General features: G+C 63.4%; 12 protein-coding genes, 1 tRNA gene and 4 pseudogenes. 10 read left to right on the plus strand and 7 right to left on the minus strand.

Annotated elements, in window-relative coordinates; all coding sequences use genetic code 11:
* Positions 1–269 precede the first annotated feature (269 nt).
* Positions 270–1,010 (plus strand): VOC family protein, encoded by a 741-nt coding sequence (locus tag AB0I59_RS22245; RefSeq protein ID WP_061252872.1) that lies wholly within the window; start codon positions 270–272, stop codon positions 1,008–1,010.
* A gap of 309 nt (positions 1,011–1,319) precedes the next feature.
* Here the strand turns inward: AB0I59_RS22245 and AB0I59_RS22250 are convergent, their stop codons facing one another.
* Positions 1,320–2,276, minus strand: coding sequence for an RNA ligase family protein (locus AB0I59_RS22250; RefSeq protein WP_061253636.1), 957 nt, complete (start codon positions 2,274–2,276; stop codon positions 1,320–1,322).
* Between the two features lie 480 nt (positions 2,277–2,756).
* A pseudogene (locus AB0I59_RS22255) lies at positions 2,757–3,515 on the minus strand (MFS transporter); the annotation flags it as partial.
* 128 nt (positions 3,516–3,643) lie between these two features.
* Between AB0I59_RS22255 and AB0I59_RS22260 the strand changes: the two are divergent.
* The 3 genes and pseudogenes from AB0I59_RS22260 to AB0I59_RS22270 all read left to right on the plus strand — a co-directional run bounded on the left by AB0I59_RS22260 (position 3,644) and on the right by AB0I59_RS22270 (position 7,510).
* Positions 3,644–4,429 (plus strand): alpha/beta fold hydrolase, encoded by a 786-nt coding sequence (locus AB0I59_RS22260; RefSeq protein ID WP_061252871.1) that lies wholly within the window; start codon positions 3,644–3,646, stop codon positions 4,427–4,429.
* A 1,000-nt stretch (positions 4,430–5,429) separates the two neighbouring features.
* Positions 5,430–6,053: pseudogene (locus tag AB0I59_RS42125) on the plus strand (transposase); the annotation flags it as partial.
* Between the two features lie 1,250 nt (positions 6,054–7,303).
* On the plus strand, positions 7,304–7,510 hold the full coding sequence (locus AB0I59_RS22270; RefSeq protein WP_061253742.1) for a hypothetical protein: 207 nt from the start codon (positions 7,304–7,306) through the stop codon (positions 7,508–7,510).
* Between the two features lie 83 nt (positions 7,511–7,593).
* Here AB0I59_RS22270 and AB0I59_RS22275 read toward each other — a convergent pair whose 3' ends face one another.
* Positions 7,594–8,049 (minus strand): ArsI/CadI family heavy metal resistance metalloenzyme, encoded by a 456-nt coding sequence (locus tag AB0I59_RS22275; protein WP_358135576.1) that lies wholly within the window; start codon positions 8,047–8,049, stop codon positions 7,594–7,596.
* Positions 8,050–8,353: 304 nt separating this feature from the next.
* On the opposite strand from AB0I59_RS22275, the gene AB0I59_RS22280 reads away from it, so the two are divergent.
* The 4 genes from AB0I59_RS22280 (at position 8,354) to AB0I59_RS22295 (ending at position 10,685) form a co-directional block, all read left to right on the plus strand.
* Positions 8,354–8,734, plus strand: a complete 381-nt coding sequence (locus AB0I59_RS22280; RefSeq protein WP_358135579.1) for a metalloregulator ArsR/SmtB family transcription factor — start codon at positions 8,354–8,356, stop codon at positions 8,732–8,734.
* Positions 8,731–9,828, plus strand: a complete 1,098-nt coding sequence (gene arsB / locus AB0I59_RS22285) for an ACR3 family arsenite efflux transporter (protein ID WP_358135582.1) — start codon at positions 8,731–8,733, stop codon at positions 9,826–9,828. Before AB0I59_RS22280 ends, arsB begins: the two co-directional genes overlap by 4 nt.
* 29 nt (positions 9,829–9,857) lie before the next feature.
* Positions 9,858–10,265: an arsenate reductase ArsC gene (locus AB0I59_RS22290; RefSeq protein ID WP_082776627.1), complete on the plus strand. Its 408-nt coding sequence runs from the start codon at positions 9,858–9,860 to the stop codon at positions 10,263–10,265.
* Positions 10,266–10,478: 213 nt separating this feature from the next.
* Complete coding sequence (locus tag AB0I59_RS22295) at positions 10,479–10,685, plus strand: ArsR/SmtB family transcription factor (RefSeq protein ID WP_358135586.1); 207 nt, start codon at positions 10,479–10,481, stop codon at positions 10,683–10,685.
* 888 nt (positions 10,686–11,573) lie between these two features.
* Here the strand turns inward: AB0I59_RS22295 and AB0I59_RS22300 are convergent.
* Positions 11,574–11,679 (minus strand) — tRNA-OTHER (locus AB0I59_RS22300).
* 960 nt (positions 11,680–12,639) lie between these two features.
* On the opposite strand from AB0I59_RS22300, the gene AB0I59_RS22305 reads away from it, so the two are divergent.
* On the plus strand, positions 12,640–13,017 hold the full coding sequence (locus tag AB0I59_RS22305; RefSeq protein ID WP_358135589.1) for a hypothetical protein: 378 nt from the start codon (positions 12,640–12,642) through the stop codon (positions 13,015–13,017).
* A gap of 185 nt (positions 13,018–13,202) precedes the next feature.
* Positions 13,203–16,106 carry a CHAT domain-containing protein gene (locus tag AB0I59_RS22310; RefSeq protein WP_358135592.1) on the plus strand — a complete coding sequence of 968 codons (2,904 nt, stop codon included), beginning with the start codon at positions 13,203–13,205 and terminating at the stop codon, positions 16,104–16,106.
* A gap of 292 nt (positions 16,107–16,398) precedes the next feature.
* Here AB0I59_RS22310 and AB0I59_RS22315 read toward each other — a convergent pair.
* The 3 genes and pseudogenes from AB0I59_RS22315 to AB0I59_RS22325 form a co-directional block, all read right to left on the minus strand.
* A pseudogene (locus AB0I59_RS22315) lies at positions 16,399–16,741 on the minus strand (IS630 family transposase); the annotation flags it as partial.
* Positions 16,742–16,793: 52 nt separating this feature from the next.
* Positions 16,794–17,171: pseudogene (locus AB0I59_RS22320) on the minus strand (helix-turn-helix domain-containing protein); the annotation flags it as partial.
* Positions 17,172–17,338: 167 nt separating this feature from the next.
* Entirely contained in the window at positions 17,339–18,214 is an 876-nt protein-coding gene (locus AB0I59_RS22325) for a DUF6338 family protein (RefSeq protein WP_358135594.1), read from the minus strand.
* Positions 18,215–18,245: the final 31 nt, after the last annotated feature.

Here is an 18,245-nt window from a genome sequence, read left to right on the forward strand (position 1 = left end):
CCGGCGGTCCACGATTCAGAGGACGGACGGCGGCGGCAGGTGCTCAGCAGATCGGTGCCGGGCAGCCGACCGGTGGGTGGTCATGGCCTGCAAGGGGTCTGCTGAGGTTGAACTCGTGGTGTCGTAGAGGCTGGCTGTGACTTGGCACTTCATCTGGCGGGGCTGAGCGCTCTAGTTGGCGAGCCGAGCATTGCGGCTGGTGAGCGAGCTGATCTCTGTGTGGCGACGGTGCGGATGTCGTCGCAGAGCGGGTGCATAGGATCGCCGGCATGGCGTTGCGACCTGTCCAGGTGAACATAAAGGCTCTTGATCACTCCACGATCGGCCGGTTCTGGGCGGAGGCACTCGGCTGGAGTGCTTACAGCCCCGGCGTGACCACCTACGTTGGACCCGCTGGCGGCCTCGTTTGGCCGGACCCGGTCGCCGTCTGCGTCGACGTCGTTCCCGTTCCGGAACCCAAGACAACAACAAAGAACCGTGTGCACCTCGATCTCGCCACCACCTCTGCGGCCCATCAGGCGGAGTTGGTCGCGTTCCTAGAGGCTCTCGGCGCGACGCCCGCCCACGTGGGCCAGGGCAAAGTGCCGTGGACGGTCCTCGCCGACCCCGAGGGCAACGAGTTCTGCGTGCTGGAGCCTCGGGAGATCTACCGGGACACCGGGCCGATCGCCCGGGTGGTGGTCGACTGTGCGGATCCGCAGGCCATGGCCCGGTTCTGGGGTGAGGCGATGGACTGGACCCTGCATGAGGTGAGCGACGATCATGCGGTGTCGCGCTCCGCCAAGGGTGTCGGCCCGTATCTCGAGTTCCTCCGCACGCCCGGCGTGAAGACCGTGCCAGACCGCGTCCATCTTGACCTGCTGCCGTACCCCGGTGACGACAAAGCAGCGGAGGTGGCCCGGCTGCGGGCCCTCGGCGCCACCGACCTCGACCTCGGCCAGGGTGACGTCCCGTGGACGTGCCTGGCCGACCCGGAGGGCCACGAGTTCTGCGTCCTCGCCCTGTCCTGACGCGCAGCCTTAACGACACCCCGACACGTGAGCCTTGTGTGCTCATGTGCCATGACCCGGGTGGGTCGGGCTGCGGTGTCTCGGCACGCAGCTAGAGGCGGACCTGGCCAAGGGTCCGGCCGCGCACGACACGGCCGAGCGGGCGGGCCGCGCACGACACGGCCGAGCGGGCGGGCCGCGCACGACACGGCCGAGCGGGCGGGCCATCGCGGTGACGCCCTTCCGCGGGTCCACGCCACGTGGGCGCACTCAGGTCATCGTCGGCGACGTCCCTCGCTGCCGCCGTCCACGTCTGCGGCTCGTCCGTACTCACGCCTGGTTGTGGCCGCCGACCTCCAGCCGTGCCGCGACCGTGCGGATGGATGCCTGCAGGTACTCCTCGTCGTCGCCGCCGAGGGTCCCCATGGCCGCCGGAAAGGCGGCTGACAGATCCACCATGATGTCGAGGACCACCTCGTCCAGGAGCTCGTCGAGAGCCGACGGCCCCACCTTGGATCGCGCGCTGGCCAGCCGTGGCCCATTGACCATGGCTCGGGCGACCTGGCCCAGTTCCTCGGGGGCGAGGATCACCTGCGGATCCCAGGGACGGCTCTGATCGAACCGTCGCTCATCGAACTCTTCGATCTTCAGTTTGAGTATCGGGCGCTGCTCGGGAGAAAGGGGGCTGTCGGGCCGCAGGACGATCCCCTCGGCCACGTTGTCCGGCAAGCCGGGCAGACCGAGTGCCTGCGGCACACGGCTTGGGAACCGGACCGGCAGGGTGTCGAGGTCCGACCGACTCCCTCTGGCGAGAAGCGGCACAACGTCGAGATCCGCGTCAGCGGCGATCGAGGCGACGTCCGCGTACGCCAGGAAGACACCGGGATCGCCCGGCTCCTTGTGGCGCAGCACGTCGAAAAGGGCGAAGCGGATTTCCGGGCTGTACCAGATCCCTGTCTGAACCGGAGTGACACCCGGCATCGGCGTGACATCACGGTGGGGGTAGCTGCCGCCGTACAGTTCACCGAAGACGCGCACGGCCGCGTCGCCCCGGGCCAAGGCGGCCTTCGCGACCTTCTCGAAGCGACCGCGTAGAAGCTGCCATCCGAAGAACGGCTCGTCGCTGCGTAGCCACGCCTTGCGCTTACCCACGCAAATGTTCCGACCGTCGTAGGCGATCACCATTTGAGCCCCGTGAACCTTCTCGGTCGCGGCCCAGGGGCCGCCGAGGACCGTTCCGCCGGACCGCTCCGCCGTAGGAATCTTGGGATAGGCCAGGTGTCGCATTGAAGCAGTATGAAGCGCTTCCCCTGGAAGGGGATCACCGGGCGCGCTCGTGACGCCGCCCGCAACGCGTGGGAGCGGAGCGGCCGGCGCCGCGAGTCGGCGCGAGTCGGCGCGAGCGGAAGCGTACGGCTCCCGATGCGATCGTGCGGTACGCCATGGAGCTCGGAAGGCTAGCCCACACCGTGGCGAGGGCGGATGAGCAGCATGCCGATCAGGGCGACAGCCATCCAAGCCGAGAGGTAGGCCCAGGCGGCATTGGGTGAGACAAAGGTCCACAGCAGTCCGGCGACGGCGCTGGCGGCGAAACTTCCGAGAGCTTGGACTGTGGCCAGCAGACCGAAGGCCGACCCGCGCAGCTCGGAAGGGGCCAGGGCGGCGACGGCCGCGTGTTCGGCGGTCTACGCACCCGACGGCCGGTCCCGCGGCGCCGAACGGCAGGGCCAGCAGGAGGTAGCCGGTGGTGTTGACGGCCGGCGCGGCGTAGGCGAGGCCGAACAGGGTGATGCCCGCGGACGTGACCAGGACGGGCCCGCGCGTGCCGAGCCGGTCGGAGGCGTGCCCTGCGGGGACGGACACCATGGCCGCGGCGATGTTGTAGGCGATGTACAGGCCCAGGGCGATGCCGGTCGCCGTACAGGTTCCGTGGACGGGAGCGAGTTGCTGGGTGGCGCGCAGGATGAGCAGGGTCGCCGCGGCGTTGCCGACCTCGAAGGCGGTGATCGCTCCCAGCAGGCGGCCCAGGTCCCCGTGCAGGACGGGGCGGATGCGTAACCAGATGGGCGCGCGTTCGCGTACGACCGGCTGGGCGGCCCGGTGGATGGCGTAGACGATGGCGAGCGCGGCGCGGATGCCGGGGACGACGGAGACGAGGATCGCGGTACGGACGCTGAAGACGGCGACGAGGCCGAGGGCGAGCAGTGGTCCGCCGATGGCTCCCAGGTTGTCCATCGCCCGTTCGAACCCGTATGCCCGGCCGTAGGCGTTGGCGGGGACGAGGTCGGCGAGCAGGGCGTTGCGGGATGGCACACGCAGGCCGCGAGCGAAGCCGTACAGGCACGGTGCCGGAGGCCGTCCGGGCACCTTCGGCATTCCTGCGGCCCGATCCAGGGAATGCGGCCCGATCCAGGGAATGCGGCCTGATCGAGGAAATGCGGCCTGAACTGGGAGATAACGCCGGGCGCTCACGTGCCGGTGAATCCCAGCAGTCCGACCCGAAGGAAATTGTCGGTCCCCGCCCATACCGTTGGCCGTAGCCGCAAGGCTGCCCGCTTCCGACCGCCCGGCGCTCACACCGCCGCGTGGGACGAGGGCAAGACCTGTTCCAACCAAACGATCACACAACCGTCTCCACGAATTGAGGCAGGATCTTGAGCACAGTCACCTCGCAGGACGGCACGGTCATCGACTACGACCGTTACGGTGACGGGCCTGCTGTCATCTTCATCGGCGGGGCCACCCAATACCGCGCCATCGACCAGAACACCAGGCAGGTCGCGCAGCAGCTCGCGGCCGAGGGCTTCACCGCGATCGACTACGACCGGCGAGGGCGCGGACGATCCGGCGACACCGCGCCGTGGGCACTGGAGCGAGAGATTGAGGATCTCGCCGCCCTGATCAAGGCAGCCGGAGGGACGGCGACTCTCTACAGCAGCTCGTCAGGAGCGACCGTGGCTCTGGCAGCGGCGGTCGCCGGCATAGGTGTCACCGCATTGGCGCTCTACGAGCCACCGCTGTTCGCGGGTGCCGACCATGCCGAGCACCTGGCCACACTGCACTCTTTGTTGGCAGCCGGCCAGAACGACGAAGCGATGCGCTACAACCTCAAAGCGGTGATCGGGATCCCGTCCGAGGTCGTCGACGGGATGGCTCAAACACCCGGATGGGCCGAGATAGTCGCCGTCGCCCCAACGCTCGTCTACGACCTCACGGCCGTCCATGAGATCAACATCGATCCCGACTGGGCCACCCGTTGGGCTTCGATCATCGTGCCGACGATCGTGTACTCGGGTGACCAGACCTTCCCCGGCCTGCCCGAGGCCGCCGACGCGGTGGCGGCAGCCCTGCCCGACGCAACCCGCCGCGTCCTGCCAGGCCAGGGACACGGGCCCACACCCGAGGCCATAGTGCCGGTGCTCCTGGAGTTTCTCCGCTGAACTGAGCACCCCGGTGACTGACACGTCGGATCAAACGGGATCTTCAAGGAACTGCAGGCCGCTCGGCCGCAAGCTGCTGCGCGACCTGCAGTCGTTTGGCGAAGATCCCGTGGTCGCCGTCTCCGGCATCGGCGAAGGCCTGACCGCGCGCCCGTGGCAGGAGCGGCGTCCATCCCTCACTCGGCGCTGTTCTCCTACTGGTCTACGCCTAGCGCCACGACGGCTAACAAGAGATCGTCGACCGGAGATCGATGACGCTCTGGCAGCGTGACGTACGAGGCAGAGAGGCAGGGTCTCGGAAGCCATCCGTGACCCTGCGGCCTTCCTGCTTTCTTGAGCCATCAAGCCATCAAGCCATCACCAGCCCGTCATTCGCCGGCGCCACCACGCCGCCGCGTGCCATGTGCTCAGGGGCTCCGCTCCCGGGTCAGGCAAGGTGCGGTTATGGAACTGGTCGTCCAGTCGATCCACAACGTGGCGTAGCTCAGAACGAGCAGCGGAGGGAAGGGCCTGCAAGGCTTCTTCCAAGCGATCACGAGCCTCTACCGGATCACACCAAGGGCAAGCCCGGTTCACATAGATGTACCGGCCTCGACCTCGAAGAAAGCTCGTGTACGTGTCCAGCGCATCGGCAATGGCATTGGGCCAGAAACGTTGATCTTCAAGTCGCCGTATCGCGGCATCGGTCTTGGCCGAGAGTCCACGTATGTGTCTACGCGGGCTGCGCTCGGACGATCCGCTCCACCCAGTTCGCAGAGCACCGGGGGGCTTACGCGGCATGGTCCTTTCGGGTCAGCATGACCCACATCGTGTCACGTCGTCGCAGCCGATCGGAGGGTCACCTCCGCAGTCCCGCAGAAACTCCCCTGCCGGACCCTCACGACCATCATCTGAGGGAAAGCAAACCAGCACCAATCAGACGACGCGCCCACTAGACGATTAAGTCCGATGTTTTGGGGCCGGTGGTCGGACATAGGGAGAGGGCGTTCAAGATCATGTTGTGACGCAAGACCTGAACACCGTCTTGACCGCACTCTACGTGAAGATCGACGACGAGATCGGAGGAACCCGGTGCATGGGCAGACCGCCCCTGCTCAGCGACTCCGAACTCGTCTGCCTGGCCGTGGCCCAAGCCCTCCTCGGTCACCACTCCGAGGCCCGCTGGCTACGCTTCGCCCGCAAGTACCTGTCCGGCATGTTCCCGTACCTGCCCCAGCAGTCGGGCTACAACAAACGCCTGCGCGCAGCGTTACCCCTGATCAAGCGGATGATCCGGGAACTTGCCATAGACAGCGACTTCTGGTTCGACAATCACTGGATCGTCGACTCCACGCCGGTGCCATGCGGAATGTCGCGCCCGACCGTACAGCGCTCGAACCTGGCGGGATGGGCCGGCTACGGCTACTGCGCCTCGCACTCGCGGTTCTTCTGGGGCCTGCGCTTGTACTTGGTGTGCACGCCCACCGGCATGCCGATCCTGTGGGCCCTGGCCAACCCGAAGATCGGCGAACGCGAGGTACTGGCCGCGATGCTGGAGATCGACGCCGACCTGGTCGCCACACGCAAGGGCATCTTGCTCATCTCCGACAAGGGCTTCGCCTCCAAGTCGTTCGAAAAGGACCTCGATGCCTCCGGGCAGGGGCTCTCCGGTTCCGGGATGGCGTTCGACCACATGCGGGCCTCCGCCGTACAACGGCCCGCCGTGACGGCATTGGCGGTGCCGGGTGCGAGTGCGACGGTGACGGTGACGGTGACGGTGACGACCAGCGCGAGCATGGTGACGGCCGTTCTCCGGATGTGGATGCCTGTCGGCCACGCCGACCAGAGTGCGCTGAACGCGCCGATCGGGAACGGATCTCGATCGGCGCGTCGCGAACGGCAGTCGCTGGTATCAGCCCAGATGCCGGGCGAAGAACCGCAACGCACTGTCGGCCTCGAAGGCCGGCACATCCCCGTGCTTGCCGGGATTGGCGTGCAGCGTCTTCTCAGTCGAGGCCAAGGCGTCGAACAGTGCCAGGGCCTCCTCGCGCGGCACCCGCTCATCGTCCCACTGCATCAGGAACTGCACAGGGATGGTGACCCCGGCGGCGCCCTCGGCCGACGCCAACGACGTCCCGTTCAGCCCCAGTACCGCCGCGCGGATCCGCGGCTCGGCGGCAACCAACGGAATGCCGAGAGCGCAGCCCAGCGACATGCCCCAGTAACCCACGGGGCCCAGATCCCCGAGCGCGTCCAGGACCGAGCGCCATTCCGGGACTGTCTGGGCGGCCAGCAGCGTGTGAAGCTCGGCCAGCAGCGGGACCGGGTCGCCCGCGCCGGCCATGCAGGCCCGCATCTCGGTGATGATCCGGTCGTGTTCGGCGGTCTTGGGCCGGTCGCCGTGGGCTGGGGCGTCGATGGCCGCCACCGCGAAACCGCACTCGGCCACCAACCGGAGGGCGCGGGCCACGACGCCAGGAGCCTGCTTGTCCTGTCCGCCGCCGTGTCCGATGAGGATCAGGGCACGGGGTTCAGCATCTTCCGGCGTCCACAGCACGCCGGGGATCTCGCCGAGGGTGAAGGATCGTTCGGTGACGCCGTCGGTCGACGTCTGCGAGGTGAAGCGCATGCGCGTTTCAAGCCTTTCGGGATGCCTTGTGCGGGCGCTCCCTAGGCGATACATGGGAGGGAGCCCCGACCTGTCACAGCGTTGATCGGTCTCACCTCCTTCGGTCGATGCGGTGCACTGCGGTGCGCACCGTATCACAACGGGCTTCACTCACGTCTCGCCAGGGCGAACGTTTCCTGACGCGGCACTATCGGAACCTGCTGCAAAATCGCTGGGCCAATGGGCTAGAGAGAAACGCTTTTCGATAAACAGATGAGGCCTCCGGCATGACAGGTGATCGCCTCTCTGCCGTCTACGGCCACGCCAGTGACGGCGCGGAGGAACCACACACATACGTCTTGGTCCAGCCGGACATCGACGGCAGCCCCCACACCATGAACGCCCGAGCCACCATCGCCGCCACCCCGATGATCATCGCCGATCTCGTCGAACTGGTAGCGGGAGCCGAAAAGGACGCAGACCATCCGGTGTAGCGCCGCCGTTCGAAGTCACGCAGCCTGACAGGAGCGCCCAGCAGTCACCTTCTTGATGATCGCCGGGCGTCTTCTGGTTTGGCTCAGCAGCAGGACTTGGCCGCGATTGTCGTGTCGTCTGCCGAGTCGCCGACAGCGCAGCAGACCGAGTCCTCCTGCTTGGTCAGAGCATCGGCGTCGGCCTTGACCACGTAGACCTCCCAAGGCTCGCTTCCAGGGCCGTGGACCCAGACCTTGTCCTGGAGCGCGTAGCAGCAGGTGGTGTCGTTCTCCTCGAAGGTCGCCAGGCCGGCCTCCTTCAGACGCTCGGTGGCGGCGTTGACCTGGGCGGTGTCCTCGACTTCGACGCCGAGGTGGTCCATCCGGGTCGGCTCGCCCGTCTCACCTTCGAGGAGGACCAGCTTGAGCGGGGGCTCGGCGATGGCGAAGTTGGCGTAGCCGGGCCGCCGCTTGGCGGGCTCGACACCGAACAGCTTGGAGTAGAAGGCGATGGAGCCTTCCAGGTCGGCGACCCGGAGGGCGAGTTGGACACGGGACATGGCGTTCCTCCTGACGGTGATACGGGTCTTACGTGTGGGCTGGATCAAAGGCGGCCGAGGCCGGCCGCGAGAGCGGAAGTACGGGCTCGATCGAGGCGGGCGTCGCTGCGGCAGGCGGAGTCGCAGACCTCACCAGTGGCCTCGTTGAACGTCACGACGCCGCGTAGCGGGCGAGCCCGGTGGGTGCTCCTGCGGATCAGGGCAGAAAGCCGGCGGCCCATCGCAACCTCCTGATTAGATGTCCGTCTAATTAACGGATGGGCCCAGCTTGCCTCGACGCATAGATATCTGTCAAATTAGAGCTATGTCGAAGCAAGAGCTACCGATCATCGATGCAGGTGTGGACGTGGCAGGCGCGGCATGTTGCGCGCCGTTGGTGTGTGAGCCGCTCTCGGAGAGCGAGGCCGCCGAGCTGGCACCGCTGTTCAAGGCGATCGCCGACCCGGTGCGACTGCGCCTGCTGTCGCTGATCGCCTGCCACGAGGGCGGCGAGGCGTGCGTGTGTGACCTGACGGTGGCGTTCGACCTGACCCCGCCGACGATCAGCCACCACCTCAAGGTGCTCAGGCAGGCGGGCCTCATCGACTCCGAGCGCCGGGGCACCTGGGTCTACTACTGGATCAACCCGAGCATGCTGGAGCGGCTTGCGGTGGTTCTGGGACCCCGGGTGGCGGCGACGACATGACCGACGTACGCCCCGCTGCCAGCGCGCGCGGCATCGCGGACGGAGCAGCGGCGGTCGTGGGAGGGCTGTCGATGCTGGACCGGCTATTGCCGGTCTGGATCGCCGCCGCGATGGCGGCCGGACTGGTGGCCGGACGGGCGGTTCCCGGCTTGGGTACAGCCCTGGAGGCGGTGCAGGTGAATGGGATCTCACTCCCGATCGCTCTCGGCCTCCTGGTGATGATGTATCCGGTGCTGGCCAAGGTCCGCTATGACCGCCTGGAGTCGGTCACTGGGGACCGGCGACTGCTCCTCTCGTCGCTGGTGCTGAACTGGGTGGCCGGACCCGCCCTGATGTTCGCACTGGCCTGGATCTTCCTGCCGGACCTGCCCACCTACCGCACCGGACTCATCATTGTCGGCCTGGCCCGCTGCATCGCCATGGTCGTGATCTGGAACGACCTGGCCTGCGGTGACCGGGAGGCCGCCGCCGTCCTGGTCGCACTCAACAGCGTGTTCCAGGTCCTCGCCTTCGCCGGTCTCGGCTGGTTCTACCTCACCGTGCTACCCGGCTGGCTCGGCCTACCGCAGACCGAGTTGGACGTCTCCACCTGGGATATCGCCCGCTCCGTACTGATCTTCCTCGGAATCCCGCTCGTCGCCGGCTACCTCACCCGCCGCCTGGGCGAGAAGGCCAAGGGCCGGTATTGGTACGAGACCCGTTTCCTGTCGAAGATCGGCCCCGCGGCGCTGTGGGGTCTGCTGTTCACCATCGTGATCTTGTTCGCCCTGCAAGGTGAGGCCATCACCTCCCAACCCTTCGACGTGGCCCGGATCGCGCTGCCGCTGCTGGCCTACTTCGCGATCATGTGGTGTGGATCCTTCGGCCTGGGACGGCTGGTCGGCCTCGGATACGCGCGCACCGCGACGCTGGCGTTCACAGCGGCGGGCAACAACTTCGAGTTGGCCATCGCGGTGGCCATCGCCACCTTCGGCCTCACCTCCGGCCAAGCCCTCGCCGGAGTGGTCGGCCCGCTGATCGAGGTTCCCGCCCTGGTCGCGCTCGTCTATCTCTCCCTGGCCCTGCGCCGCCGCTTCCAGTCGCCGACCTCCTGATCCGCACCCCACCCGCTGAGGAGTCACCCGTGTCCGACATCCCCGAGGTGCTGTTCGTCTGCGTCCACAACGCCGGACGCTCGCAGATGGCCGCCGCCCTGCTCGACCACCACGCCGCCGGTCGGGTACAGGTCCGGTCCGCCGGATCGGCCCCCGCCGACACCATCAATCCCGCTGTCATCGCGGTCATGGACGAACTCGGGCTCGACCTGTCCAAGGAGTTCCCCAAGCCGCTGACCGCCGAGGCCGTCCAGGCCGCCGACGTGGTCATCACGATGGGCTGCGGAGACGCCTGCCCATACTTCCCCGGTAAGCGCTACCTGGACTGGCAGCTCGACGACCCCGCAGGCAAGCCAATCGACCAGGTCCGCCCCATCCGCGACGAGATCGACCGCCGCGTACTAGACCTGCTCGCCGAACTCATCGCCACGCACTAGTAGAACGCCTTAACGCCTACCGGCCCGGCATTCGCTGCGCCGGTCTTTGGCTCTTCCATACCAGCGATTCATCGTCTACCGCCGATGAACGATGAAAGGCGAAATGAAACCGATCGACCGAGCCACCGCCGCCGAGTACGCCAGTTGGTTCAAGGCCCTGGCCGACGCCACCCGCATCCAGATCGTGCCCTGCTCGCCCGTGCACAGGCGCCCATGGCGGTCAAGGACATCGTCGAGGTCGGCCAGTCGACCGTCTCGGCCCATCTCAAGGTGCTGACCGAGGTGCGGTTCGTTCTGGTCGAGCGTCGCGGCACGGCCAGACTCTTCAGGATCAACGACGCCTGCGTGGAGCGCTTCCCCACCGCCGCCGACGTCGTCATGGGCCGTCCCGTTCCCGATCCCACGCCCTCGCCCTGCTGATCGGAGGAGCCATGTCCGACGTCACCATCCACCCCATGATGGAGACCGACGCCGGGCAGGTTCTCGACATCTACCAAACCGGTCTTGACGGCGGAAACGCCAGCAGCTCGGGCCGCCTTACGCTCTTGACCTCAATCCGGATCATCGGAATAGCATCCCTCTCATGGCACAGGGACAGTTCCGCCCCGAAGGCGGCCGTGGGGCGTCGAACACCCTGCTGTTAATAGGATGGGCCGTCATGCTCTACGGAGCAGGAGCCGCCGTCATATCGCCTCGCGATCCTTACGGATTCCAGGGCCTTGGGATCGGCCTCGTCGGCTTGGGCCTCATGGTCTCCGGCGTACTCATCAGGCTTCACCAACTGGTAGATCGCCTCTCACTGCGCGTCCCACCGCCGCCGACCGCTCCGCCAACCGGAGATGCGGTCCGCAGCGCAGAGCCTTGTCAATAGCCCTCAATGCAATTGCCTCCGGCGGGGGCCTCGGCTCCGGGATGATCGCCAGGGCGTGAGCCGGGGCCGTAGCTGGCTGAGGTGGAAGCCTGATCATCCCGCCCGCCACGACCCAGGCAAGCCCAGCAGACCGGCCCCTACGGCTCAAGCCCGTCTGTGCCCCTTGGCGTCCCATGATCGGAACGGCGACCGGCTTGCGTACACGCGAAGGCGGGCTTGCACCTCCGTCGCCGGCCCGCTGCCGCTGCGTGATGGGTCGAGGCAGACGGGATGATCAGAGGCGAGACGTGCGCGTCCGCACCGAGTTCCGGGTTGATCGCGTGCCACACCCGTGCCATATCTCGCGGGGAACAGTGGGAAATCAGAGGTACTCACAGATCAAGAAACGAAGAAGCCCCCGACCGGCATCTCTGCTGGTCAGGGGCCATCTTTACTACTGGTGGCAGGTCCAGGGTTCGAACCTGGGTAGGCTGAGCCGACGGTTTTACAGCGCGTGACCTTTAATGGTTCTCAGGTACTCCTGACCTGCGGCGTAATCCTGCCGAATGGCTTCCGTGAGCAAGATCATTGCACGTATATTGCACACTGAGGCCCCAGGAGGAGCTAACAGCATCGCTCGTCCCCACCGCAGGGCTAGTCGGTGAGGTACCTGCGCGCGGTGATGCCGAGCGTTGCGCAACCGACAAAGGCTGCGCCACCGGCCCCCAGAGCAGCCGGAAGGTTGACACTCAGAGCTCGGAACACCAGGTAGGTCAGGGCAGCCGCGATCACGGCCCCCAGCACGATGAGCGCGAGCCAAATACCCCGCGTTGAATCATCGCTCCTTCGGGCACCCTTCCTCATAGCCGATCGTTCCTCTCCCGATAGTTGGGACGGCTTGACTGCGGTTCGCGAGGCATTTCTCGCCTCTGATCGAAGAGTGCCAGAGGTAAACCTGCAGTTCAAACGGCATTACCTACGCTAGCGAAGGACACGCACGACGCTTGCAGCAGCGTAAATCGGCAGTTGGAGCGGGGTTATTACACGATCTCTGCGGAGATATGCGACCATCTCAAAGGAAAGGAAGGTATTACTGATACAGCCAGGACCCCCGTGCACCCCCGCATCCCCTGTTTCTCCTTCAGGAAGGCGAAATTCGTGTCAGCGGACGAGCCACGCGAGCATGCCCTAGAACTGTTGAGAGCCGCAGCTAACAAGGCACGACGGTCCGGTAACGTGCCGTTCCCGCCAGCCTTCATGCTTGCGAGGGAGGGGGGTCGCCCGCCACTAGCGCGACTTATACAAGGAGGGAGAGGAGGAGAGGTACGGCTCAAGCTCTATCTCTGCATCACGATGATGGCGACGAGCAGGCCCTACGACCTCAGAACAACCCCCAGCCCTGCTAGGTGGGCCAAGCTCCTGGCGCTACCACGCGACACCGGTCCTCGCCGCGTCACTAGCAACCTCAAATGGCTACACGCACAAGAGTTCATCTCGCTCCAAGCCCGTTCTGGGCTGCCGCCAATGATCACCCTGCTAAGTGCCGAGGGAGACGGAGGAGAGTACGTTCGCCCTCCAGAACAGGGGCGTTACGTGGGTGTACCTATCGAGTTGTGGACGGAAGGCTGGATAATCGACCTATCGGCTACCGGCTTGGCGCTACTCTTCATCCTCATGGAATTACAAGGTGGACATAAGATGCCGCGCTATGTGACCACGTATAGACGCGAGGCATATGGGCTTTCTGCCGATACCTGGACACGCGCCCGCAAGGAGCTAGAACACAACGGCCTACTGAAAGTGCACCGTATCCCACAGGGCGGTGATTTCGATTATCAGAGGCTGCGCAACACTTACTGGATTCACGTGGATCGCTTGAAGGCACCTCCGACGCTGACCTGAACTCATTTGACTCGCCGCAATTCCCCGTTGATTCCCGGCCCTGCTGGCCGGCGAGTGGCACGCTCCAGGAGCTTCGAGTGCTGTTCTACCGTGCCGCCCTGCCGTTGTCACGCCGCACTCTGGAGGTTAATCAGCAGGAAGTAGAGCCGGATCCTGTGTCACCGACTGAAAAGGATTGATCTGCGATGCTCATATATGAGCAACCATCGCCTACCCCGCGTGAGCAGTGGTTCGATGCGCTCTTCGCCCAAGTGCTGACCTTAGCAGGGGATTCGGCTCACGTTATGCGGGCGTTTAGACCAGTGAGCAGCCGACCAAATTTAGGTGCGGCTTCTCTAGTGGCGTGGATCTGCCTTCAGGCCGGCAAGGCCAAGATGACTGGTCAAATCGTTCAGGATTTAATGGCATCAGGCACCTTAATCAACATTGATCGGTCGGCAGCTACAGCCGCTGTCCGTGCCATACGCGTGAATTTTGCTCAGCGAGGTCTCCCGATTCCCGACTGGTGGGACGCCGGCCAACTCTTGGAGGCATCGCTGCACCACCTCTTACCACGGATACAGAACGAGCACGGCCGCGCGGCAGCCTCAGAACATTTAAGAATCTTTGGATTCCAGTCTGAGTCCATTATTGATAGTTTCTTAATGACTCCGCTTGAGCCGCCACCCGTTCCGGAGCTCCCCTCTTTTTGCGGCACGAATGTACAGAGCGCAGTCGATCTGCTCGCAAGTATAGCAAGCCAGACTGACTTCATTGAGAAAGTGCGTGATACCTGCGCACGTTCCATGATTGGCGAGGCAGGGGTGACTTTGAATCACTGGGCTAGTTATGAAGAGACGTCTGGCAACTGGCTTATTGGTGAACAGTTCGCTCTTCAAGGCTGGCGACTGCTCCAGAGAGTTATCGCATCGGCGCTAGAAGAACGCGGTCCAATGGCAGCCTCTACCCCATCACACGGCGATCGCGCAATACGTTTATTGAAAGAAGCTGCTGTCGTAGCCGATCAAGCATTAGATAGGTATCGCACATGGGCTAGTAGCTTATCTCTGGTGGAGCTTAACTTCATCCAACCACAGGATGAGGCTAATATACGTCGCCGTCGTTGGTTGGATACGCACCTGAAGGTGCGCAACGCAGGCCTGCTGCTTCCAGACAGTGTTCCTGATACTGAAGAAACCGAAGCTTCAGCATTAATACCTGCATGGGTCGAGAATATGGTCTTCAATAAAGGGGGTCGATCTATGCATTCAACCATCGGACCGTTGAATCTATGGGGAGCAGTGATAGAAATCGATGCGGACGAAAAGGCCCTACTTCCAACCCTAAGAGGAATCCGCAGGGTTCGCATACATGAGGAAGGTTCCTCAGTGGTATTCCAGGTAGCGATAGGCGCGCCAGAGTCAGACGATATAGCATGGGCGCAATTCTTTTTCAATCCAGATACGCTGGAGGGTGCGATCCAACTCTTGATGTTGTCATACAGCGGTGCTCGACTGGATTGGTATCGCCTTCACGATGAACGTCGCATATCACATTTGGCGGCGGAATTTCTGGAATTTCCTTCTGCTCTACTTGATGAAATGCTGGCTCGGGTCGACGAAACGTTCGCTCAGGCGGAAACGGCAAATCCAGACAAATCAATGATGGCACAGTTGTTCCAAGAGCTTGAACCAGCCAATGGAGACTGGATGATGTTTGAAATATCGGACTGGGCGAAATCGGAAGACATATTGTTTGAATTAGGTCTAGTTCTATCTCCACCGACAATCGGACATGAAGAGCATCTGGATCTAATTTCTGCGCGCATCGCGCTAGCAGATGCTGAACTAGCCAAGGTGTCCGCCACTTTAAGCGGGGAGGTTGCTCCTACAATTCTAGAGCACGCCGGGGAGGCGCAGTCCCGGTATGGTGTAGTCCGGCAGAATACGGTTGCACGCGACCATATTCGCTCAGTAACTGATCTAACTGCAGGCATAATCGGTGAGGGCCGAGTATTTGTCCAGTTTTCTGAATCTGATGAATGGCTAGCTGCAATAGTCGCATTCGACCTTGGCGATGGAGTAAATGTTCGTTTCGTCGATCTTGGTCGTGTTCCTGTGAAACGACTTCAATATGAATCCGACCGTTGGGTGTCACTGTGCGCAAGATCATGGATCGAGTCAGCCGATATCCTTGATGAGCTACTCTATTGGGTTGGCAACAATATTGTTGATCCACTCGTCGACACACTTAGTGAAGTCGAAGCTCGCCATGTCATCTTTTGTCCAAGCCGATCCCTCGAACCCATCCCTCTTCACGCGGCACCACTTGGGGAAGGCGCTTTTTGCGATCGCTTCAATGTCAGTTATGCGCCTAGCGCCGCCATCACTTCTCGACTTGCGTTAGCTCCGTCCATCGTGCGGCATTTAGATTTAGTTGTCGAGTCAAATGGAGCTAGTTCTCCAAGTGAACTGGGGCTGAATATCCTCAATGGTCCTATGCAGGAAGCTGAAGCACTACGAAGCCTGGCAGCGCATGTAAGCGTACTCACAGGAGCATATGCAGAACCTACTGCAGTTCTTGCTGCGATCTCGAGATCGCGTGTAGTGCATATAGCCGCCCATGCCTGGGCATCGGCGGACAGATCAGCATCTGGCCTTTGGCTTGCCGGTGCTCGGCCGCCAGATGCGCTCTTATCGGCGGCTATGGTCTATGCCGGGCCACCCCTTAGTGAAACTGCTTTAGTGGTTTTATCTGCTTGTGAAACTGCGCACCATCCGTTGGTTGGGCGGGCAGTTCAGGCGTGGCGTGGATTGGATGGCACCTTTTTGTCGCGCGGCGTTCGGGCCGTCGTTGCCAGTCTATGGAATGTTGAAGATCTTGCTGCACTAATCTATGGGACAGTATTTCACGTGCTCCTGTGGGAGAATGCCTCGATCGCTGAAGCGCATAAAGCGGCGACAAGGGCACTCAGAGGATTCCCTGTGAATCAAAAGGCGATGGATTTGCTCGATAGAGTTCGACCCTCGTGGCGAACCGAGATGGTTGAGCGAGGGCTCAATCGAGCATATCGGTGGTCCACCTACAGGCCCTCTGGAGTTTGCTGGTAGCGAAGCCATAATCTCTGTCAACGCCGTCCGTTCTCCCGTGACGTGGATACGACCGGTAGAGCACTGAGCTCTTTTCGTGCGTCCAGCAGAGCAACACAGGTGGAGCCGTACCGTAGCGGAGGATCTTGTTCCTGTAAGGTCGTCGTCGCTTGCTGGCGGAGTCGGTCCGTGTAGCTGACAGGAGGTCTGGTAGCAGGCTGGCGGTTCCGTCTGGAAACCGGGCGGAGTCGAAGCCCAGCGTCAACGGCTGGCCCTGTAACAGGGAGGCAAGAGTGCGATCCGTAGCATGGTTCTCACTGCAGACCCGGGCACGGTTCTCGGCGTCGTGCAGCCAGCACGACAGGATGACGAGCGTTGGCGTTGCGCCAGCGCTGATAAGTCTGGAGCTTGCGGGCCAGCACGGTGTGATTGGGATGGTTGGAGTTGCCCATCACGAAGCTGCTGCGCAATGGGCCCAACTGTGCCTCGATCGGGTTGGCCCAGGACGCACTGGCCGGCGTCAGACACAGCTCGACCTTGTTCTTTTAGGCCCAGGCGCGGATGGCGGGAATCTTATTGGCGGCAGGTTTATCCATGATCCCGTAGATCGGGGCGCCGTCCGGGCGGGCGGCCCGGATCGACTTCAGCGCGGCCAGGCTGTGGTCTGCGCCAGTGCTGGATCTGCCGCAGCCGCTCCGGCCGATCCCAACGATGCGTCAGGGTTGTCAGCCAGGTAGGCCAGCTGTAGCGGGTGAACACGCGGTGCACAGTGGGGGGGGTCAAACCCAGGCGGGCGGCGATCCGCGCTGGTCCGGGCATGTGGGCGACGCGGTTCTTACGGATGCGTCGTTCGGTGCGTTGTGGGGTGCGGCTCGGCTGTGGTGCGGGCGGCTAGAGCGGTCGGTCATCCCGGCAACGGGCGCGGCCACGCCGTCTTGGCTTGTATCGCTGGGCCCAGCGGGCGGCGGTGGTGTGGGAGATTTGGAAGCGTTTGGCCGCGCGGCGGATGCTCCACCGATCCTCGGTAATGAAGCGGACGAGGCGAAGATGGCCGGTTTCGGTCAGCGGAGCGTTACGGTGGGGCATTGAGGGCCGTTCCGGTTGGCGCGAATCTTGGTTGACTCACACCACGCCAGAAGGCCCTCACCCGTTGCAAGACCATGAGCAGCGTGTCGCCAAATCCGGCTCTGCTGTCACCAACGTCCGTGGTCAGTAACCTAGGTAGGGATCACTCGGCCTCGGCGCCATCGAGGTCAATCTGAGGTTCCGGCTCTGGGCTCAGACTGGGGCGGCCCGTTGGCATCTGCATCGGCCGTGCTTGACCAGTTGCGGGTTGGTGGCCACCCTGAACTCTCTTCGGCTGATACCCGCGGGTTTCCTCCGCGTGGGCTATCTTGGACTCCCGCTCCTCTTCCGCCATTCGTTGTTCCTTCCTGTGACTCGGGTGCTTCGACGAACTCAAGCACTTCGATCTCGTTCAACTGTACATATAGCCCAGACGAACCTTCGACCTCTCGAGCGAACTCTCCGTCTGAAGTCATCTCGCATCCCAATTCCAGGAATAAGTCTGGCGTCTGAGGGTAGGCCGAAGCATGTGAATTATAACCGTACCAGCCACCGATCCAGCGCCCGCTTTTAAGCCGAGCTCTGACGAAACCTGCTCTACGATTCGCGAAGGCGTAGTCCCAGGATGTGGGCGTTGGTAGGTAGGCGCTCTTCCGACGCCTGCTCTCTAGGAACGAGAACCCGAGGGCCGCTACAGCGGGTATGCCAACAAGAAGAAGCAGTCCAACAAGGGCGAAGGATCTCGGGTTGGACGCGAAGGCCGTGAGCCATTCATCTGACCGCTTCCTTAGCGGCATGGCCAGCACAGGGCCAAAGATGATCACATAGAGTGCGTCCAAGACAATCGTTGCGACGACCGCCCGAAGCACTCGTTCGCCGAGATCGCGATGCCCTGGGAGAGGGCCGCGGAAGCGCTCCCGGAGGAACTGGTAGACCACACCCGGCAGTACAAAGCACGCCACTAGTACGACCTGGACGAACGCCGCCGGAGTCTGAGACACTACGAGTTTCTCCTCGAGATAACGTAGAGAGCCGTTAACATACAGGAGAACACGATAGAGCACTCTTTGCAGTCTGTTCGCCAATTCGCCACGG

Source organism: Microtetraspora glauca (assembly GCF_040656155.1).
Taxonomy (GTDB): Bacteria; Actinomycetota; Actinomycetes; order Streptosporangiales; family Streptosporangiaceae; genus Microtetraspora; species Microtetraspora glauca.